Origin of the sequence: Shewanella sp. MMG014 (genome assembly GCF_018100775.1) — a bacterium.
Taxonomy (GTDB): domain Bacteria; phylum Pseudomonadota; class Gammaproteobacteria; order Enterobacterales; family Shewanellaceae; genus Shewanella; species Shewanella japonica.
Genome location: NZ_JAGJDZ010000002.1, coordinates 143,084 through 165,102 on the forward strand (window position 1 = coordinate 143,084; position 22,019 = coordinate 165,102).

Below are 22,019 nucleotides of genomic sequence, written 5' to 3' on the forward strand. Positions count from 1 at the left end.
AACTTCACAACGTAGATCGATTAAAGCGATAAATTGCTCATTGTTTAGCAAGCCAAATATCATCACGATAAGCACTGATGGTATTGTCACTAGAGAAACGGCCGCTTGATGCGGTATTTCGGATGCTCATTTGGGTCCAACCTTGTTGATCGGCATACGCCAAAGAAACTTTTTCTTGAGCTTGTTTATAAGCTTCAAAATCTGCGGCGATCATCCATTGATCGAAAGGATCTTCAATTGCAGCAATAATACTGTCGAATATGCCAGGTTCCACTAAGTTAAAGTGGCCACTTTTAAGCATGTTGATGACATTCGCTAATGCGGGGGATTGCTGAATATAATCATGGGGGTTGTAGTGAGATTTAAGCTCACTGACTTCATCAGCGCGTAAACCAAATAGGAAGAAGTTTTCTTCTCCAACTTCTTCTAACATTTCAATGTTAGCGCCATCGAACGTACCGATAGTCATGGCGCCATTCATCATAAATTTCATGTTGCCAGTACCTGATGCTTCTTTACCTGCAGTTGATATTTGCTCTGATAAGTCAGTACCTGGGCATATTTTTTCCATTGCGCTGACGTTGTAATTCGGTAAGAAGGCAAAACGTAGGTATGGAGATACAATAGGGTCAGAATTCACCATGTGCGCCACATTGTTCGCCAATTTTATGATTTGTTTGGCCATGGCATATCCAGGAGCAGCCTTGCCTCCTATCAACACACATCTTGGTTGCAAGTCTTTTGTGTCACCCGACAAAATTCGCTGATACAAATGAATGACATGTAAAATGTTTAACAGTTGTCGTTTATATTCATGTATCCGTTTCACTTGAACATCGAACATCATGTTCGGATCAAACGCCACTTCACATTCATCAAGAACCAATTTAGCTAATTCGACTTTGTTATCGTATTTCACTTGTTGCCACTGTTTGACAAATGTTTTGTCGTCAGTGAAAGCATTAAGCGCGGTAAGTTGAGTGAGATCGGTTAACCAACTCTCTCCTAAACGGCGATTAATAAGCTGGGTTAATCTTGGGTTACAATGCACAAGCCAACGTCTTGGGGTAACGCCATTGGTCTTATTATTAAACTTATGAGGCCATAATGAATAAAAGTCTTTAAACAGCCCTTGCTTAAGTAATTGAGTATGAAGCCCTGCAACGCCATTGACAGAAAAGCTTGCCACAATTGCTAGATATGCCATACGTACGTGTGGATGCGCCCCTTCCTCAATTATCGACATCGATGCCAATTTATGTGTATCACCTGGCCAATGATGTGCTACATGCTCAAGATAGCGCGCATTTATTTCATAGATGATATCTAATATCCGTGGCAGCATATTACCTAACATTCTTACAGGCCAGCGTTCTAGCGCTTCTGGTAATAACGTGTGGTTGGTATAGGCCATCGATTCTGTGGTGACTTGCCAAGCTTCATCCCAACCTAGGCCATAGCTATCCATTAAAAGACGCATTAATTCGGGTACAGCAATACTCGGATGAGTATCGTTTAGCTGCATCACATTGCGCTGACTAAATTGGCTAAAGTCTGCACCGTAAACGGCGGTATAACGCTGTAAAATATCTTGTAAGCTTGCTGATGATAAAAAGTATTGCTGCCTTAACCTGAGTTCTTTACCATTTTCACTGGCATCATTTGGGTACAGTACCATCGTAATTTGTTCAGCTAAATTTTTACGAGCAACGGCTTCTGTATAATCACCATCATTGAATTCTGCTAAATCAAAATCATCAGTTGCTTCAGCTTTCCATAACCTTAATGTATTAATTCGGCCATTACGAAAACCTGGTACTGGCATATCATGTGGAATCGCTTGTACATCTTGTGTATCAACCCAGACATAATGGCGATCGCCACTTGGGTCGACATAAGTTTCTGTATGACCAAAGAACGGGACAGTAATGGCATGGTTGGCCATCCTGACTTCCCAAGGGTTGCCTTCACGTAGCCAGCGATCAGGTTGTTCGACTTGATAACCATCCACCAGCTTTTGTTTAAACATGCCGTACTCATAACGAATTCCATAGCCAACAACAGACAAGTCTAAACTTGCACAGCTGTCTAAAAAGCATGCAGCTAAACGCCCTAAGCCTCCGTTTCCAAGTCCAGCATCTAGTTCAGCTTCTTGTAGCGATTCGATGTCTGCAGCATACTCCGCCAGTGCCTCATGTGTTTCTTTGGTCAAATCAAGACTTAACAGCGCATTACCTAATGATCTGCCCATCAAAAACTCTAACGACAAATAAGCAACTTGTTTTTCTTGGTACTGATTGTCTTTGAGGCGTGTCTCTCGCCATTGGTTTAAAAGTTGATTTTTAACTGTAGAAGCAAGTGCACTATACATATCGTTAATGGCATGCTCATCACGGCATAACGACCCATGTATTTGACGCTTAAATGTAGCTGCCAACGTCTCGCACGGATCGCAATCATGATTACTGCCCACGACTTCCAATGTTGATTGATTTACTGCTGAATTGGTATCTAATTCATCAGGCTTCACCTGTTTGGCTTTACCTGACTTTGCCTTCTTGGCTGGCTTTTTTACTGAAGACTTATCTTTAATAGATGGTTTTTCAGTAGTCGATTTCCCTTTCGTTACTGTCATATAGACTCCTTAGCACCTTACAATGTTAATCGTTCAATAAACCGGATCTGACTCGGTTAGCTAATTTGTTAAACAATGCGTTTTACATCGTCTTTTGACGACTGAAATGACGACTACAAATCGCATTTTCAATTGACTACCTTGTTATTAAGCTGATGATGTGCATGAAATAATTTTAAACTTCGCCCACAAAGTAAAACTGCCTCTGATTTTTCTTTTTCATTGGGTTTAGTTTGAAATTTTTGATGGGTTAATTGCGTATCAACTAATAGTTGCCAACCTTGATATCCCTCAACTTCGGGTAATTGAAACGGCTTTGATTCTTCACAAGCATTCAATAGGAGTAATAAGGCTTGTGGGTATTGATAAGGTGGTATCACTTCTGAGGTGATCACAACTGCTAAAGTGCGAGTTTCAGCTTCGCTCCACTGTTGTTTGACCATAGGCTCGCCATGACGGCTATACCAAGTAAAGCCGTTTGCGTATTGATCTTCTGGTTCATGAATGAACTCGGCATGACAAAGAATCGGAAAACGCTGGCGCAGTTTAATAAGTTCAGACGTAAATTCTACCAATGGCCAGTCAATTTGCTGCCAGTCTATCCAACAGATGGAATTGTCTTGGCAATATGCATTGTTATTACCTTGCTGACTGTGGCCCATTTCATCACCACTAAGCAGCATTGGTACGCCCTGAGATAGCATTAATGTAGTGATGAAATTTCTTTGCTGCCTAGCTCGAATATTAATAATATTTTCGTTGCTAGTATGGCCTTCAACGCCATAGTTATGACTTAGGTTTTCATGATGGCCGTCTCGGTTGTCTTCGCCATTGGCTAAATTGTGCCTGTGTTGATAACTCACAACATCACGGAGAGTAAAACCATCGTGGCTGGTAATGAAGTTAATACTGGCAGAAGGTGCTCGACCATGATGTTCAAAAAAGTCACCAGAACCATGAAATCGTCGAGCAAACTCTGGCAACATGCCTTTATCGCCCCGCCAAAAACGTCTCATGGTGTCACGATACCTGTCATTCCATTCACTGAATGCAATGGGATAATTACCGAGTTGATAACCGCCTGGTCCAATGTCCCAAGGTTCGGCTATTAACTTAACCTGACACAATACAGGGTCTTGACTTAATGCATCAAAAAAACCGCAGCCCGGATCAAACCCATATACTTCACGACCAAGACAACTTGCTAAATCAAACCTAAAGCCATCTACCCCCATGACCTCAACCCAGTAGCGTAATGAGTCCATAATTAACCTCAGAACCTGAGGATGGTTAGAGTTAACCGTATTTCCGCAGCCAGTATCATTGATATACAAACGCTGATCGTTTGACACTAATCGGTAATAACTGGCGTTATCAATACCTCGGAAACTAAGTGTTGGCCCTAGGCGGTTTCCTTCTGCAGTATGGTTATAAACTACGTCTAAAATAACTTCGATACCTGCATCATGAAAACGATCAACCATCTTTCTAAACTCACCAATATCCTCGCTACTTAAATAACTGGGATTTGGCGCAAAAAAACCAATCGAGTTATAGCCCCAATAGTTGTTTAGATTTTTTTCAATTAAAAATGGCTCATTTAAAAATGATTGAACTGGTAATAGCTCAACACAGTTCACGCCCAACTGAGTTAAATATTGCAATGAGCTTTTTGAGGCTAAACCTGCAAACTTTCCTTGATGAGCTTTATTAACTTCGGGATTCAGTACACTGAATCCTTTAACGTGCATTTCATATATAACGGTGCTTTCAAGAGGAATGTTAAGTCTTTTTACAGGTGTAGATTTCAGTACTGAATCATCAATCACGACACATTTAGGCATATATTGTGCGTTATCGATTTCACAAAACGACAAGTCTGCATCAACATCATTTCGGCTAATGTCATAACCATAATTTGCATCGTTGGGTGCTAAGTTGCCTTTAAGCTGTTTTGAATAAGGATCGAGTAACAATTTATTGTGATTAAACCTATGACCCAAGTGAGGTTGATACGGACCGTAAACACGATAACCATATAAATCCCCCGCTTTTACACCAGGCACAAAACCGTGCCAAATTTGTTTGGTTTTATGTACCAAACAAATTTGTTTTTCGTTATTACCGTTATGATCAAACAGGCATAACACAACTTGTGTTGCATTCGCTGAAAAAATAGCAAAGTTCACCCCACCAGCAATCACCGTTGCACCAAGTGGATATGATTGTCCTTTAGTAACAAGAACATTGAGGTTATTTTCAGCGCCGTTGTTCATCTTTACGCCTCGTTATTTGTTACAAGTTGACTTGCTGCTAACACAACACAGCCTAGAGGCGGCACAGTGATAAGTCCGCTTTGCTCCATGCCTTGCCAAGGTACCTCGTCGTTAATAACAGTTGGATTAATCACATTACTGCCTCCGAACTGGCTCGCATCACTGTTAAGCAGTTCTTCATAGTGATTTGGGGTCGGTAAGCCAATTCGGAAATGATGATGTACTTGCGGGGTCATATTGATGATGAAAATAAGTGCGTCATCAGAGGATTGCGCATAACGAATAAATGAGAAGACACTGTCTTGACTGTTATCACAATCAAGCCACTGAAAACCTGTTGATTGATGATCTAATTCATATAAACAAGGGTGAGATATATACAGACCATTAAGCGCCTTTACCCAGTCTTGTATGCCTTGATGAGGTGCAAACTGCAGTAAATGCCAATCTAAACTTTGGTTATGATTCCATTCATCACGCTGACCAAACTCAGTTCCCATAAACAATAATTTTTTACCAGGTTGTCCCCACATCATCCCGATGTAAGCACGTAACGTGGCAAATTTTTGCCAATCGTCTCCGGGAATTTTATGTAAAACTGAGCCTTTTCCGTGTACGACTTCATCATGGCTAATAGACAATATAAATTGCTCGGTATAGGCATAAACTAGAGCAAATGTCATTTCATGGTGATGATGTGAACGGTAGATAGGATCCCGTGCTAAATAACGTAAACTGTCATTCATCCAGCCCATATTCCATTTAAAACCAAATCCTAAGCCCCCTTTTTCCGTAGAGTTAGTCACCCCTGGCCATGCAGTGGATTCTTCAGCAATCATTGTTGCGCCAGCAAAGCTGGTATAAATACGCTCATTGAGTAGTTTTAAAAACGCTATGGCTTTAATATTTTCGCGACCGCCATATTCATTGGGTAACCATTGACCAGATTGACGGCTGTAATCTAGGTAAAGCATTGATGAAACAGCATCTAAACGTAATCCATCAAAATGAAATTCAGATAACCAATAGCAAGCATTACTCAGTAAGAAGCTTTGCACTTCACCACGGCCATAATTAAAGATAAGCGTATCCCAGTCAGGGTGCTCACCTTGTCGAGGATCTTCATGTTCATATAAACAACTGCCATCAAATTTAGACAAGCCGTGGGGATCTTTAGGAAAGTGTGCCGGAACCCAGTCCAACAGCACAGCAATCTGATGTTTGTGGCAAGCATCGACAAACGCCTTTAAGCCATCAGGATCACCAAAACGATATGTTGCAGCATACAAGCCCACAGGTTGATAGCCCCAAGATCCATCAAAAGGGTATTCACAAATGGGCATCAGTTGCAGATGCGTAAAGCCCATTTCAACGATGTAAGGAATTAACTCGTTAATTAGATCGTCGTAGCTAAGGTAAGATTCGCCCCATTCACCTTTTCGCTTCCATGAGGCAAGGTGCACTTCATAAGTCGACATTGGCGCTTGATGTAATTGAGTGTTGGCCCGTTTAGTTAACCATTTGCTGTCTTTCCATTGATACTGGCTATTCGCGGGAACGATAGATGAATTACCCGGCGCAGCTTCCATCGCTTTTGCATAAGGGTCTGATTTTTCAATCGACTCACCATATTGATTAACAATATAAAATTTATAAAAATCCCCCGCTTTGGCATTGGGCAAAAATATCTCCCAAATGCCATTGCTTGGATGAAATCTCATTACATGTTGTCTAGGATCCCAATGATTAAAATCCCCTACAACGGATACACGCTGTGCATTGGGTGCCCATACACAAAAAAGCACACCATCTACCTTATTAACTTGTTTCCAATTCGCACCTAAAAATTGATAACTGGTTTGTTGTTTCCCTTCAGCAAATAAGTACACATCATCCGCGTCTAACAAGCTTTCGAATTGATATGGGTCAATTATGGTTTCTACGCTTAATGGATATGTCACTTTAAGACGATATAAAAATGGCTTAACCCTTCGCCCCATTACGCCTGCAAATAAACCTTGTTCATCTACCTGTGATAATTCAGCCACTTTTTTACCGTCTTTTATAGCAATAACTTCAACACTGACTGCCCCCTTGATAAAACATCTCACAATCAGTGATTTACCATTGGGTGCCTTGTGCATGCCTAATAAAGAAAAGACATCCGTATAATCTCCTTTCAAGATGGCAATATCCGATCCTTGATTAAATAAAGGCGCATTATTCGTCATTGTGTATTGCTCCATAAAATTAATAACTGTTCTAACTACTGATCGAATTGTGCATCAGTCATTCTGGAATGATTAATCACACTAAGGCGCTGTTTTATCGCATCTGATGTTGTTATATGTTCAAGTGACATTGATAAACGACGGCGCCAGTTAGGGTATTCTTTCCATGTGCCAGGGATATTGACAGGCATGGTTTCACAAATAAGATCTTCAAGTTGTACGCTGTATAAAGATGAGTTTCCTGATGCGGAAAGTTGAAGCCAAGCCGTTAAAACTTCATCAAACTCAATACGGTTTATATCGCCTTCAAACAGCAATATTCCTTTCTGACAAAATAGATGGATCAATTGATGCTTTTCATGGTCACGTTCATTTAGCATCTCTTGCTGTTGCTGATGATTAATTAGGTTTAGTTGGTGTCTTAATTCGATATCATTACCGTGCCACCAAGCTGATAATGTCGGCACATCATGATTCGCCAGCATCATCAAACTCTGGCGTTTGTAATGCTCTGGTGATGTAAACCCATTATTTTGCTTTGAAAAATAAAACAACTCATTTGAAAAAATGTTGGCATTAGAAAGGTTTTGAACTATTTCTGGCGGAACAATGCCAAGATCTTCACCTATTACGATGCATTGAGCTCGCTGACTTTCTAACGACAAAATTGCAAGTAACGCATCAAGTGGGTAATACACATAAGCCCCATCACCTAAGCTTAAGTTTTTAGGCCACCACCAAAGACGAAGCAATCCCATGACATGATCAATTCGTAAACCACCACAAGATTGCATGTTGCTTCTAATTAGGTCTTTAAAGTGGAGAAAATTTAATTGCTGTAATTTAATCGGATCCATCGGGGCAAGTCCCCAATTCTGACCTTGGGGTGCAAAAGGATCTGGCGGGGCGCCAATATTAGCGTTAGCACAAAAGTAATCAGCATTTTGCTGCACTTCTGATCCTGTGGGAGAAGCCCCTACGGCCATATCTCGGATTAAACCAATGGACATTCCCACAGATTTCGCCGTTAATTGGCATAAACTAAGCTGACTTGTTGCGACAAATTGTAAGTAGCACCAAAAGTCGGGGTTAGAAAATGTCCCCTGACTGCTATCTTCTTTATGATGACCTACCTGCCAGTCAGCATATTGTTGTAATGCTTGTTCATGCTGTTTTTTGAAGTCACTAAATGCTTTAAATCGATCTGTTAAAGTCGATTGATTTTCTTCAATAAAGGTATCAAACAATAAACAGAAAACCCGCTGTTTTAATGTATAAACTTCTGCGTAATCTAACAGTGAATTCTCAGATAGTTTGTGTTTATTTATTTGCCAATCAGGCGTTGATAAAACATGTTTAACGCTGTCATATTCTTTTACTGATTCAATATGAATATAAAGTGGATTCAGTCTACGTCGGTCATCAGGACTGTACGGACTAATATGGCTAGGTAAGTCTAGAGCATGAAGGGGATTGAGCAGTATAAAGTCAGCACCTTGCTCGGCACTGAATACAATTAACTTTTGTAAATCATTAAAGTCACCTACGCCCCACTGGCTCTCACTTTTAATGCTATATAACTGTGTAGAAATCCCCCAAGGATTGGCTTTTTTACTTAGGGAAAAGTTGCCAGTAGTAGCGTGTTGATGATGCCTGACACTTGATAATGGCTCAGAAAGCGATCCTGAGTAGGCCTGTCTTGGTGCGAGCATCAGCTGACACAAATACTCAGTGACATGATTATCTGAGTCTAATGAACACGTCAGTTGATGATAACCAAGCCCAATTGCATTATTTTGATGCTCATTTAATAAAAAGTGATACTTGATATAGAGGCAATCGTTTGTTTTATAGTCACCAATAGCAGTTAACTGACTACTGTGTATTTGAAATCTAAATGATTCATTTTGCTCACTAAAAAGATGTAAACGTATATAACCAACAAAATTTTCAGTCAAACATAACTCTACATATGGTTCATCGACGTAAGTCCACTGAAATGCCCCTATGGGTTTAAGCCAGGGTGCCACGTCTAATTCGTGGATGCGCTGCTCGATGAACTTATCATTGAGTACTGACAATGCGCCGTCGACATCAGATTGATGTGGCGCCAAACACATTGACGTTAGAATTCCTTTTCTATCATTAGGCGAAATATGAACATGATTGCCAAAGCAATCAATAAACTCTGCGCCTACGCCTTGCAAATACAGTAACTTTTCCAGTCCCATATTTGTCATCCTCGCAAATAACATGCCTGGTTAATAACTCAGCAGTTACCATGCCAGTCAAACATCACAGTTTAACTACAGTGATATTTCATCAGGATGACAGAATATATTTACAATTTTTCAGTAACTTACTCTAAAGAGGTAAAAGAGGCACAATACGCCTTTGTTTAAAACTCAATGGATAATTCACGATATTTCAATAGTTTTGGTGCAATTTACGCACAAATAACGTGCAGTTAAATAAACAACTACAGGAGTCATAAGTAAATGTTTAATCAAACCTCATTGGCAAAAGTTACACCTTATTGGTGGCAATATGATAATTTAGTTATAACTGATTAATCCATGATGCGACTTTAAAGTTAGGAAGGTAAATGAACGCTCAACAGTTTAATGTCCATTTTGCACTTCAAAACCTCAGCGACAATTCCAGCGATATCCCTATTCAACAGGCATTACGTAAAGCTGCAGTGTTAATCCCGCTGATGGAGGTTGATGGCCAGCTACACATGCTCATCACACGCAGAGCGCTGCATTTAAGAGCACATCCTGGACAGTACAGTTTCCCCGGCGGAAAAGTCGATAAACAAGATAACTCCATTATCGAAACAGCCCTTAGGGAGGCAGAAGAAGAAATTGGCTTAAAACAAAGTAATGTCGACGTGATTGGTCAGTTCCCCGCCCATGCTACATTCACAGGGTTTCGAATCACCCCTATTGTAGGCATAATAAAACAACCATTTGAGATCAAAATCGATCCAGGAGAAGTGTCTGAGACTTTTTGGGTGCCACTAAGCTTTTTCACAACCGCCAGCAATCGATATCAATTAAGGTATATGCGTGATGGACAAACGTTTGATGTGCATTACATGCCTTATAAAGGCAAATTCATTTGGGGTGTTACTGCGGCAATTATTGATTTGTTGTGCAAACACATCAGTACCGCTGATAAGAGCTAAATTACGTAACGAATATACAAGCCAGCAGCAATAGAGACCATCAGTAGCAATGGTATATTGACCCAAAAACCTATTTTCTTCGACGTTTGAGCATAAAAATTAACCCCAAGGTTAACAAAACTTATCGCAGCACAAGCCCAGATAACATACTCCAGTCTCACAGTTAATTCTGGATCCCAATTTAATCTGACTTCAACACCTTTACTCATAAAATAACCTACCGCACGATCAGGTCTTGCGTCGCCAAAAACGAGCAGCGCATATACGGCCAACGACCAACCGGCCACAGACAAAATGGTTAATATGATTTGCAAAAATTTTGTTTTGGTCACTAATTCACCCCACTACCAAGTGTTTTATTAAAATAGCGCTTTTGTTCATATGGTTACAAGATAATTTTTACAGCCTATTGTACTTATATGACAGGAAATTGGCTCAATTGAGGCATTTATTAGTAAAACTTACGCATTTATCTGCGTCTAAGGGCGTTTTCGGCTTGTTAAACGCCGATATCAAGGTAATATAAAGCACTTATTTTTATCATTGATTCATTGGAGAACTAAGCAACAATGAGCATTACATCTGTCGCTTCTGTATTTAAAGGTGACTTCGCGATTGGTTCGCAAGTTACAGTTCGTGGTTGGGTTAGATCTCGCCGCGATTCTAAAGCTGGTATTTCATTCCTTGCTGTTTATGACGGTTCATGTTTTGACCCTATTCAAGGCGTAGTACCAAATAATTTAGATAATTATACTGATGAAGTGCTAAAGCTTACTGCTGGTTGTTCAGTTATCATGACTGGTGAAGTCGTGGAATCTCCAGGTAAAGGTCAAGCATTCGAAATGCAAGTTACTCAGGTTGAAGTAGCTGGGTTTGTTGAAGATCCAGACACTTACCCTATGGCTGCAAAACGTCATTCGATTGAGCATTTACGTGAATTAGCACACCTTCGTCCACGTACTAACATCATTGGTGCGGTTGCACGTGTTCGTAACTGTTTATCGCAAGCCATTCACCGCTTCTATAACGAACAAGGTTACATTTGGGTATCAACCCCTTTAATCACGGCTTCTGACACAGAAGGTGCTGGTGAAATGTTCCGTGTATCAACCCTAGACATGGAAAACTTACCTCGCACAGATAAAGGCGATGTTGACTTTGCTGAAGACTTTTTCGGTAAAGAATCATTTTTGACTGTATCAGGCCAATTGAATGCTGAAACTTATGCATGTGCTTTATCTAAAGTATATACATTTGGTCCGACTTTCCGTGCTGAAAACTCTAACACTAGCCGTCACTTAGCTGAGTTCTGGATGGTTGAACCTGAGGTTGCTTACGCTGACTTAGATGATGCAGCTAAACTCGCTGAAGACATGCTTAAATATTGTTTCCGTGCAGTATTAGAAGAACGTCGTGACGATTTAGAGTTCTTCGCACAACGTGTTGAGAAAACAGCAATTGAACGTTTAGAAGCATTTGTAACAAGTGACTTCGCGCAAATTGATTACACAGATGCAATCGAAATTTTAAAAGCCTGCGATAAAAACTTTGAATTCGATGTTGAATGGGGTATCGACTTACACTCAGAACACGAACGTTACCTTGCTGAAGAGCATTTTAAAGCACCTGTGGTTGTTAAAAACTATCCGAAAGATATCAAAGCATTCTACATGCGCTTGAATGATGATGGTAAAACAGTGGCTGCGATGGATGTATTAGCACCTGGTATTGGTGAAATCATCGGTGGAGCACAACGTGAAGAACGTTTAGATGTGCTTGATGCTCGCTTAGCAGAAATGAAATTAGATCAAGAAGATTACTGGTGGTACCGCGATTTACGTCGTTACGGCACTGTACCGCATGCAGGTTTCGGTTTAGGTTTTGAGCGTTTGGTATCTTATGTTACTGGTGTAAGCAACATCCGTGATGTAATCCCATTCCCACGTTCACCTAAATCAGCTAATTTTTAATCGTTGGCTTTATAAAAAAACGCGCTATATGCGCGTTTTTTTTGTGCATAAGAAACAACTAATTAATTTTCTCTACGCACAGTTCAATATATCCATAAATAGCAACAAGTACCATCCAAGGTAGCAGTAACCATAAATAATGTGTGCTAGCTGCTTCTTTAGAATATTGATATATAAGCAAGATAATGCTGGCAAAAATGCTCGCGCAATAGGTTAACCACAGGGCAATAATGACAGAGTTGTTTGTTTCAGTAATTTTATAGCCTGTTAACGCGCTTAATCCGAATATCAGCCCCATTGCAAGCGCTCCACCGACCAAAAACTGAATGGCTGAAGCCAATATTACTAAACCCATAGATTTATATTTCCTTATAGAATGACAGCTTCTTATCCCTTGAAGCTTCAGTGTTATCTTGTATTGTGTTTTTAGTAACAAATGATGAATCCTCAACCTAAGTATTCATCTCTATGATTAACTACTCATATCAAGCTCGTTTAATTGTTGGCTTTTTCACTCCCCTTCTTAAACTTAGATAATCCCCAAAATAAAATACCCGTGCCACTACAAGAAAGAAAAAAGAATAAACCCAATCCAACAGGCGAACCCCAAGAAAATGCAAAGTACAAAACGTCCATATTTTTTCCTTTTCAACATGTCTAATAGAAGAAGATTGGCTGCAATTGTGCATTATCACTGCTTTAATTAGCATTTAAGTTGTTACTTAAATCGTGCAACAACACTTTCGAACCAAGTGCCCAGCGTAGACTTCCTACTATTTAAAAATAAATGTTCGAAATCTGCAGCGACTTCCATTGCAAGAATGCAATCATCAAAATGTGTTTTGAGATTATCGTCAGTAAATACAAAAACCTCTCCATCAAATTGGATACAATGTTCGTTATCATCAAGGATAGATATCAACAAACGTGTATTGGCTATCCATGATGCACGAGCATTAAAAAACATTGCTTGTTCTATCGCTTTTTTCTCAATTTTAGAAACGCCGCTATGAATAGATTGACTCAAGCCCTTCTGTTTATTGTTTACTAATGTATTTGAAAAATCGCTACCAGAATTAAGTACGTACTGACAATAAAAACGTTTGTATTGAGATAATAACAAAGACAAATGATCTAATCGTTCTACACCCTGTTTTCTAAATTCTTTTGAACTGAGATAACTTGGCTCAATAAACTCATGAAGATTAAGCGCATTTTGCTGCGAGGAAAAATAAGACTGAGCTACAGACAGCGTCATGTTATCAGCAGTATTGCTACTAAGAACCTGCTCAAACGCTACTGCTTCCATCTCTAATTCCCATAAAGTGTCTGATTCATGCTAAAAGTGCGGTGTCTATTACTTATAATGGCGTTATTATGCACAAAACGAGATTACAAGGCATTAACAATGACAGTTTTATTCAAAAAAAGAGGCTAACGCCTCTTTTTTAAACACCAATGGATTAATATTTGGAGCGAACTAAAGATCTTTATAAACCTTGCCATCTTTCATGACAAAACTGACGCTCAATAAAGCTGAAATATCCTTAAGTGGACTCTTTTTAGTCGCAATAATATCGGCAAATTTACCGGTTTCAATGGTACCTAATTTATCAGACATATCGATTAAATCAGCCGCATTCACTGTTGCAGACTGTAAAATATCACTATTGGACATACCAGCTTGGTGCATTAACACCGCTTCTTGTGCATTAATACCATGCTTTGACACGCCACTATCAGTACCAAACGCAATCTTGACGCCCGCCTTATATGACTTTTCGAAGTTAGCTAACATATCAGCACCAACACGGATCGCTTTCGCTTTGATAGGTTTAGACATAAAATCAGATGTTTCAGCCATATCTACAACCGTCGCACCAGCCAATAATGTGGGCACTAAATACGCACCAGTTTGCTTAAATAATTTGATGGTTTCGTCGTCTGCATAACTACCATGCTCGATACTGTCGACACCTGCACGCAATGCGGCATTAATCCCTGCTGTTGCATGGGCATGACTGGCTACTTTTCGGCCAAGATCATGTGCTGTTTGCACAATCTCTTTTAACTCTAAATCAGTCATTTGTTGACCCGTACCCGTATTGGTATCCGATAATACTCCACCAGTTGACGCGACTTTAATCGCATCGGCGCCGTATTTAATTGCGTGCCTCGTCATTTTTCGACACTCATAAGGTCCATCACAAAGCGTTTTAGGAGACTTCATTGCTAATAAATCTGGCGCCATTCCATCTGCATCTAAATGTCCTCCTGTGATAGAAATACCTGCAGCGGCAATAATTCGAGGCCCTTCTATCCAGCCCTTTTCAACACCATCTCGTAAAGCGTACATTTGCTCTGATTCACTCAGTAAATCACGTACTGTTGTAAAGCCAGCTAACAACGTTGTTTTGGCGTAATGAACACTTTTCATTGCGATATCAGCATCAGATAACTTTACTGTATCTTTCGTGTTATCTGGACCAAGTTCCATTTGTAAATGCACGTGCATGTCCATTAAACCTGGCATAACGAAACTGTTTGATAAATCGATTAACTTAGCGTCTTTTGCAATTAAGTTAGCTGAAATATAGCCTTTCCTGACATCAAGGATTTTACCATCTTTAACCACAATAGTTTGCTGAGTTAATGGCGACTTCCCTGGTATGGCAAGTAGCTCACCTGCATGAATAACTTGAGTTGCTGCGAATGCTGATTGAGCCATAACGCCGCTTAATAACAAGGATACTAGGTTAACAGAACTGCGAATAATAGTAGGTTTAAATGAGTGTTTGTGATGATTTATCAGGGAATGAGTAAACATGAATAGCGTCTTTTATAAGTTATTTATACGGGTAATATACCTAACAAAACACAAATGTAAACTAGGATTCACATCCCTTTAATATTAATTCTTTATATGCTAATTTACAGTAAAGACTAATTTTATTCGTCAAATCAGTATATAAAGGCTTATACAAAAGCTAAAGATTCATACTTCTCCAATGCTTAATTTTACTCGTCAAGGAATACACATGAACAAAGGCATATATCTGGTGTTAATGCTGACGCCTATGGCCGTTGCTATTAGCTCAACAATGGCAATTGCGGATACTCAATCAGCGGTTACGCAAGCTAGCCCCGACAATACATTGCAACTTGAGGATATTTTTACCCTCGAATATGCCTCAAACCTTGAAATCAATAACGACGGAGATGAGGTTTACTTCGTTAGAAACTACATGGATATTCAAAGTGATAAAAAGCTCGGCAATATCTGGAAGGTCGACAACAAAAAGCGTTTAACCCCTGTAACTAATGGCTTGCATGTGGACTTTTCTCCAACTTTATCACCCGATAACAGCAAGCTTGCTTATGTATCAACCGCGAGTGGTTCACCTCAAATACATATTAAATGGTTAGAAAGCGGTGATGTAGGCCAAATGAGTCATTTTAGTCATGCGCCTAGTAACCTTACTTGGTCACCAGATGGCACAAAAATAGCCTTTACTCGTTTTGTTCCAAGCAAACCAAAGTCAGTTGTATCTTTACCCGGTAAACCACATAACGCGAAGTGGGCTAAACCAGCAGTTTATATTGATGATATGTACTACCGTTTTGACGGTGCTGGTTTTACGAAACCTGGTCATAGCCATATTTTTGTCATGTCTGCTGATGGTGGCTCTGCTCGACAAATTACCCAAGGTCAATTTGATCATCGCAGCAACCTCAGTTGGACAAAAGACGGCAAACAGATAATTTATGCAACGAACACCCGTGAAGATAAAGAATTAGAATGGACTGATAGCAATATATTTAGTGTTGATATCCAGACTCAAAAAGTTAGCCAACTCACTGACCGACTTGGGCCTGACAATGCACCTCATGTATCACCTAACGGTAATTACATTGCTTATTTAGGCTACGATCAACATCATATGAATTATGAGAACACTTTATTGTATGTCATGGATATTGATGGCAGTAATAAACGTGCAATCACGACTGATTTAGATCGCTCAATCAATAGCATCCAATGGGCTGACAATAGTAAAGCTGTGTATATGAGCTATCACGATAAAGGTGAAACTTATGTCGCTTATCAACCATTAAATGGTAAACGTAAGATAGTAGCTAAGAACCTTGGAGGCCTCGCATTTGGCCGACCTTATACAGGCAGTGATTTTGATGTAGCTGAGAATGGTACTATTGCTTTCACTTACTCTGATCCACAACGCCCAGCAGATATTGCAATCACTCGAAAAGGCAAAACTCAACAGTTAACAGATCTCAACAGTGATGCTCTCGATTACAAAACATTAGCCGATATAAAAGAAATCAACGTCAAGTCGTCTTATGATGATCGTAATATTCAAGCATGGATTGCCTACCCACCAGGTTACAAAGCCGCAAAAGAGGCTGGCAAACAGTTTCCGTTGATTTTAGAAATTCACGGTGGCCCAGTCACAAATTACGGTCCTCATTTTTCAGCAGAAGTGCAGTTAATGGCAGCGAGCGGATATGTAGTTGTTTATGCAAACCCTCGAGGAAGTGATAGTTACGGTAAGGAGTTTGCCCAAACTATACATAACAATTACCCAAGCCAAGATTATGATGACTTAATGTCTGTGGTAGACGGTGTCATCGCCCAAGAGGCAATTAATGAGGACGCGCTATTTGTCACTGGTGGCTCGGGCGGAGGCGTATTAACAGCATGGATCATTGGTCACACCGATAGATTTAAAGCAGCTGTTATCGCTAAGCCTGTCATTAACTGGTACAGCTTCGCATTAACAACAGATATTTATCCATTTGTTATCAAAAACTGGTTTAAAAAAATGCCATGGGAAGATACAGCTCACTACATGAAACTTTCACCAATAAGCTATGTAGGAAACGTTACAACTCCAACTATGCTATTAACTGGTGATGCGGATCAGCGAACGCCTATTGCAGAAACAGAGCAATACTACCAAGCATTAAAACTTCGCAATATCGATACAGCAATGGTTAGAATTCCAGATGCGCCACATGGGATTTATAAACGCCCAAGTAACTTAATGTCTAAAGTCGCTCATATTCTTTGGTGGTTCGAGAAATACCAATAGCTAAATAGTATTATGCCCTTTCTAAGCCAGAGCCATGCTCTGGCTTTTTCATTAAAGTGTGTGATGTGCTTTTAGATCTTCGTATCAATAGGTTACTCACCCATCGCTATAGGCTTTCTGAATATGGCAAAGAGAAAGGAATATGAAGCTACATTGATTACGCTACAACCCTATTGCTAAAACTTCTAAATATAGAAAGCAAAAAGCCCGCTATAAAATAGCGGGCTTCTCTAAATATGGCGGAGAGATAGGGTTTGACCCCTACATCGATTGCGCTACAAACCATTTCAATAAAAGTTCTAATCCAGACACAAATAAACCGCTATTACTAGCAGGCTCTTTCGATAAATATGGCGGAGAGATAAGGTTTTAACCCTACATCGATTACGCTACAAACCATTTCAATAAAAGTTCGAATCTAGACACACAAAAAAACCGCTATTACTAGCGGGCTCTTTCGATAAATATGGCGGAGAGATAAGGTTTTAACCCTACATCGATTACACTACAAGCCCATTGCCAATATTTCAAAATCGAAAAAGCAAAAAGCCCGCTATAAAATAGCGGGCTTTTTTAAATATGGCGGAGAGATAGGGATTTGAACCCTAGATGGGCTACAAACCCATGCCGGTTTTCAAGACCGGTGCATTCGACCACTCTGCCATCTCTCCGAACGAGCAAGATAATAGCTATCACTCTGGTTAGTGTAAAGTATTAATTTAAAGATAATGATTGTTTGGCTAACTATGCATCAAATAGTGAGTTTAGTGAGCAGTTGCGTAGGCTGAGCAAATCAATACTAGAATCTGCAAAAAATAAACATATGGAACTCAGATTCTACTCTTGCCTTTATTGCGCTACAAACCCATTGCCAAAATTTCAAATTACAAAAAGCCAAAAGCCAGCTACTTTGCAGTAACGGGCTTTTCTAAATATGGCGCAGAGTTAGGGTTTGAACCCTACATTGGCACCCTACAAACCATTTCATTAAAAGTTAGAATCTAGAAACAAAAAAGCCCGCTATTGCTAGCGGGCTCTTTCGATAAATATGGCGCAGAGTTAGTGTTTGAACCCTACATTGGCACCCTACAAACCATTTCATTAAAAGTTAGAATCCAGAAACAAAAAAGCCCGCTATTGCTAGCGGGCTCTTTCGATAAATATGGCGGAGAGATAGGGATTTGAACCCTAGATGGGCTACAAACCCATGCCGGTTTTCAAGACCGGTGCATTCGACCACTCTGCCATCTCTCCGAACGACGTGAATAATAATGCTCTCGATGTTTGCTGTAAAGTACTAAAACTAATAAAACTAATCGATTGCTTGACTTACAATCAATCTGTCGATTTTTTATCTGAATAGAGCCCTACTCTTGCTGGGTCTGGCGCTACAAAATTATTCGACATACTCGCCCAACTATCTTGCTTAGATAACAAGTAACCTAAATAGACTCCAACAGCGCTTAGTAAAATGCCTAACCCAATCGTCATTTCAGCATATTGAGCCAGCATAGCAACAATGCTCGAAGCCCCAAAGGCCATTCCGATTTGAATAAAGTTTTGTAAGCCAGCTGCTTTAGTCGCATTCTGACTAAACTGCTGTAATGCGTTATTGACCACAATAGGATAAATCGCACCGTTGGCCGCCGCTAAAACAGAGAAAGAAATCAGCAATGGATATATAGTTTCCATAGTCATAACTAAAGTGACTAACGCAATTAAAGCAACACAAGCAAAGAATAAACCTAGTAAGTATTTAAGGGCTGATTGTGCTCCGCACTTTTTAACTAATACCTTACTCATATAACCACCTACGATAAACATGATGGTTTGAGGAATAAAACTGAGTCCAATCGCCTGCGCTTCGTAGCCAAACTTAATCATGACACTTGGCCACACAGTTAAGTAACTAAAAAATGCAGCCGAACACGCTCCAAAAATAACCACGTTTCCTAAGTAACGTGTGTTTTTCACAATGCTTTTATAGCTGATGCCTTGCTGCACTTCAGCTTGTTTTGATTCACTTGCCACTAACCATTTAGTGAGTACGATAAGTAAAATGGCCACAATAACTAAAGTAACAAATACCGCACGCCAGCCAAATGAATTAACAATCGCAGCTCCAATTAACGGCGCAACAGCTGGAGATAAAGCCACTAGCGGCATAATATTCGAGAACACTTTTTGCGCTTTGTCAGCATCGTATTTTTCAACGACGATGGCTTGCCAAATGACACCAGCACTACATGCTCCTAATGCTTGAAAAAAACGGGCAATATTTAACATCATAATTGAATCACTTGCCACAATGACGCCACTTGCTGCGGCAAATAACGTTAAACCCGCAATTAATGCGTTTTGCTTACCAATTTTTTCAACTAAAGGACCATATAATAATTGGCCTATGGCAAGACCTGCTAAGAATGTAGTCAATGAAAAAGCGACGTTATTCAAGCTTGTTGAAAAAGAATCAGCAATATTCTGAAATGCAGGCAAGTACATATCAGTTGCAATAAAACCTAACATACTTAACAAAGCTAAATAGGCTAATAAAATAAAATACTGCACATTGGCAGTGTTTGAAGACGCATTAGTCATCTTAAAAATAATTCCAAATAAAGGGCTGTTAAAAATCAGCGTGCAGTCTAATGACTTGCAAAATGTTTGTGAAACGTTTACTTTTGATGACTGCATTCATATTTTTTCACAGCAAAGGATCGCCCTCTATGCTTTCAGAACAAGCATTGGAAATGATTGATATTGTCGCTCGTGTAGGTAGTTTCACCGCTGCAGCTAATCAATTGCATAAAGTTCCATCAGCCGTTAGTTACGCAGTAAAACAAATTGAAGATGAACTTGGTGTCATTTTGTTTGAAAGGCATCATCGCAGTGTTAGCTTAACGGAGCCAGGTAAACATTTTGTCCAACATGCAAGAGAGTTGCTGGCTGAAATGAATGACCTAAAACGAAGCACTCAACGTGTCGCAAACGGTTGGCAACCTACACTTTCTATTGCGTTAGATAACATTGTTAGAGCAGACCGAATCAGTGTGCTGATCTCAGATTTTTACCGCCACTTTAGTGATGTAGAATTAATTATTCGCATTGAAGTGTTTAATGGCGTTTGGGAAGCATTAGCTACAGGCAGAAGTGATATTGCCATTGGTGCAACCACTGCGATACCTGTCGGTGGTGTTTTTCAGTATAAAGATATGCGAGACATTGAATGGGCATTTTTAGTCAGTAAAAACCACCCATTAGCAGAAATCGATCGTCCTTTAACTGATGATGAATTACGTATCTACCCTTCTATTTGTCTTGAAGATACGTCAAGAGAGATCCCTAAACGAACCACATGGCTACTCGACAATCAACGCCGTCTAGTTGTGCCTGATTGGATTCGAGCCATTAATTGCTTTAGAGACGGTTCAGGTATTGGTTATATGCCACTTAATCTCGCTAAGCCTTTTATCCAATCGGGTTCATTGATTGCGAAAACCTTAGAAAACCCTAAAAATGCAAGCCCATGTTGTCTTGCTTGGAATCAAGAAAAAATGTCCCCAGCACTTGAATGGGTGCTCGACTATCTTGGTGATACAGACAAGCTCCATCGTGAATGGTTAGCGTAAACACGGCTTTGTCGTCCTTTAAGATTGACCAATTTAATGTTCATTTAAGTATTGTTTTCAACAATAAGGTTAATGCGCAACATATTGTCTGATTTTGCGACATTGAAGATAAATTAATGGCGCAAAATCAACTAGTTCATCATGATGACTTTAAGCTGTAGCAAAGCTGTTGTATCATCAAGTTAAGTTATCAGTAATTTACCATGTGCTGAGAGAGCATTTTGTTAAATTACACTCTTTTTAACGTCTCGGAGACTGTTATGAATCAACAAACTTTGTCGGGCCAACAAGCCACGACGATGGAAACCAACAAACTCATTAAAAACACTTATATGCTGCTGTCTATGACATTAGCATTTGCTGCTGTAATGGCGGGTGTTGCAATGGCGTTAAATATCGGCCCATTCATGTCTATCGGTTTATCTCTTGGTAGTATTGTCGTCATGATGGTAACCTTAAAAAAAGCTGACAATGCTTCAGGATTAGCGTGGATATTTGCCTTTACAGGTATGCAAGGTGCTTCATTAGGCTATATTCTAAATCACTATGTTGGTTTGAATAATGGCCCAGAGCTTATCATGCAAGCATTTGGTTTAACGTCTGTTATTTTTGTATCTTTATCAGCTTACGCAATAACGACGAAGAAAGACTTTAACTTTATGGGTGGCTTCTTATTCGCCGGCCTACTTGTTGTTATTGGCCTTTCATTAATCAATATGTTCTTTGTTAATAGCGGTGCTATGTTCATGGCATTACAAGCTGCTGTCGCTATGATTATGGTTGGTTTAATCCTTTACGATACAAGTCGTATCGTAAATGGCGGCGAAACAAACTATATCCGCGCTACAATTTCGTTATTCTTAAACTTCATCAACCTATTCATGGCACTTCTTCACCTGCTTGGTATGGGAAATGATGATTAATAGCGTCAAGTAACGGGTCAGTCACTTTATAAATCCACTGTGATTAATCAGTTA

The 22,019-nt window shown here is 39.8% G+C and carries 15 protein-coding genes and 2 tRNA genes; 5 read left to right on the forward strand and 12 right to left on the reverse strand.

Annotated elements, in window-relative coordinates:
* Nucleotides 1–37: 37 nt before the first annotated feature.
* The 4 genes from J8L86_RS03610 to malQ form a co-directional block, all read right to left on the reverse strand.
* Complete coding sequence (locus tag J8L86_RS03610) at nucleotides 38–2,635, reverse strand: glycogen/starch/alpha-glucan phosphorylase (RefSeq protein ID WP_211028738.1); 2,598 nt, start codon at nucleotides 2,633–2,635, stop codon at nucleotides 38–40.
* 128 nt (nucleotides 2,636–2,763) lie between these two features.
* Nucleotides 2,764–4,911 carry a glycogen debranching protein GlgX gene (glgX, locus tag J8L86_RS03615; protein WP_211028740.1) on the reverse strand — a complete coding sequence of 716 codons (2,148 nt, stop codon included), beginning with the start codon at nucleotides 4,909–4,911 and terminating at the stop codon, nucleotides 2,764–2,766.
* Nucleotides 4,912–4,913: 2 nt separating this feature from the next.
* Nucleotides 4,914–7,142 carry a 1,4-alpha-glucan branching protein GlgB gene (gene glgB, locus J8L86_RS03620; protein WP_211028742.1) on the reverse strand — a complete coding sequence of 743 codons (2,229 nt, stop codon included), beginning with the start codon at nucleotides 7,140–7,142 and terminating at the stop codon, nucleotides 4,914–4,916.
* 35 nt (nucleotides 7,143–7,177) lie between these two features.
* Nucleotides 7,178–9,373, reverse strand: a complete 2,196-nt coding sequence (malQ, locus tag J8L86_RS03625; RefSeq protein ID WP_211028743.1) for a 4-alpha-glucanotransferase — start codon at nucleotides 9,371–9,373, stop codon at nucleotides 7,178–7,180.
* A gap of 374 nt (nucleotides 9,374–9,747) precedes the next feature.
* Between malQ and J8L86_RS03630 the strand changes: the two genes are divergently transcribed.
* A complete protein-coding gene (locus tag J8L86_RS03630; protein ID WP_065108010.1) occupies nucleotides 9,748–10,332 on the forward strand; it encodes a CoA pyrophosphatase in 585 nt (194 codons plus the stop codon).
* Here the strand turns inward: J8L86_RS03630 and J8L86_RS03635 are convergent.
* Nucleotides 10,329–10,664, reverse strand: coding sequence for a hypothetical protein (locus J8L86_RS03635; protein WP_055024609.1), 336 nt, complete (start codon nucleotides 10,662–10,664; stop codon nucleotides 10,329–10,331). The genes J8L86_RS03630 and J8L86_RS03635 overlap by 4 nt on opposite strands.
* Nucleotides 10,665–10,901: 237 nt before the next feature.
* On the opposite strand from J8L86_RS03635, the gene asnS reads away from it, so the two are divergent.
* Nucleotides 10,902–12,302 carry an asparagine--tRNA ligase gene (gene asnS, locus J8L86_RS03640; RefSeq protein WP_211028744.1) on the forward strand — a complete coding sequence of 467 codons (1,401 nt, stop codon included), beginning with the start codon at nucleotides 10,902–10,904 and terminating at the stop codon, nucleotides 12,300–12,302.
* Between the two features lie 58 nt (nucleotides 12,303–12,360).
* On the opposite strand, the gene J8L86_RS03645 is transcribed toward asnS, so the two are convergent.
* From J8L86_RS03645 to J8L86_RS03660, 4 genes are all read right to left on the reverse strand, one after another.
* The gene (locus J8L86_RS03645) at nucleotides 12,361–12,657 is read right to left on the reverse strand and encodes a hypothetical protein (RefSeq protein ID WP_055024611.1); all 297 of its coding nucleotides are present in this window, start codon (nucleotides 12,655–12,657) and stop codon (nucleotides 12,361–12,363) included.
* A 140-nt stretch (nucleotides 12,658–12,797) separates the two neighbouring features.
* On the reverse strand, nucleotides 12,798–12,938 hold the full coding sequence (locus tag J8L86_RS03650; protein WP_156669081.1) for a hypothetical protein: 141 nt from the start codon (nucleotides 12,936–12,938) through the stop codon (nucleotides 12,798–12,800).
* A gap of 82 nt (nucleotides 12,939–13,020) precedes the next feature.
* The gene (locus J8L86_RS03655) at nucleotides 13,021–13,611 is read right to left on the reverse strand and encodes a hypothetical protein (RefSeq protein WP_211028751.1); all 591 of its coding nucleotides are present in this window, start codon (nucleotides 13,609–13,611) and stop codon (nucleotides 13,021–13,023) included.
* 171 nt (nucleotides 13,612–13,782) lie between these two features.
* A complete protein-coding gene (locus tag J8L86_RS03660) occupies nucleotides 13,783–15,030 on the reverse strand; it encodes an amidohydrolase family protein (RefSeq protein ID WP_211028752.1) in 1,248 nt (415 codons plus the stop codon).
* Between the two features lie 310 nt (nucleotides 15,031–15,340).
* Between J8L86_RS03660 and J8L86_RS03665 the strand changes: the two genes are divergently transcribed.
* Nucleotides 15,341–17,413 carry a S9 family peptidase gene (locus J8L86_RS03665; protein ID WP_247663182.1) on the forward strand — a complete coding sequence of 691 codons (2,073 nt, stop codon included), beginning with the start codon at nucleotides 15,341–15,343 and terminating at the stop codon, nucleotides 17,411–17,413.
* Nucleotides 17,414–17,993: 580 nt separating this feature from the next.
* Here J8L86_RS03665 and J8L86_RS03670 read toward each other — a convergent pair.
* The 3 genes from J8L86_RS03670 to punC form a co-directional block, all read right to left on the reverse strand.
* Nucleotides 17,994–18,084 (reverse strand) — tRNA-Ser (locus J8L86_RS03670).
* Nucleotides 18,085–18,576: 492 nt separating this feature from the next.
* Nucleotides 18,577–18,667: transfer RNA gene (locus J8L86_RS03675), tRNA-Ser, on the reverse strand.
* 81 nt (nucleotides 18,668–18,748) lie between these two features.
* Complete coding sequence (gene punC / locus J8L86_RS03680; RefSeq protein WP_211028754.1) at nucleotides 18,749–20,011, reverse strand: purine nucleoside transporter PunC; 1,263 nt, start codon at nucleotides 20,009–20,011, stop codon at nucleotides 18,749–18,751.
* Between the two features lie 128 nt (nucleotides 20,012–20,139).
* On the opposite strand from punC, the gene punR reads away from it, so the two are divergent.
* A complete protein-coding gene (gene punR / locus J8L86_RS03685; protein ID WP_055026037.1) occupies nucleotides 20,140–21,042 on the forward strand; it encodes a DNA-binding transcriptional activator PunR in 903 nt (300 codons plus the stop codon).
* Nucleotides 21,043–21,302: 260 nt separating this feature from the next.
* Nucleotides 21,303–21,965 carry a Bax inhibitor-1 family protein gene (locus J8L86_RS03690; RefSeq protein ID WP_055026036.1) on the forward strand — a complete coding sequence of 221 codons (663 nt, stop codon included), beginning with the start codon at nucleotides 21,303–21,305 and terminating at the stop codon, nucleotides 21,963–21,965.
* The last annotated feature ends 54 nt before the right edge of the window (nucleotides 21,966–22,019 follow it).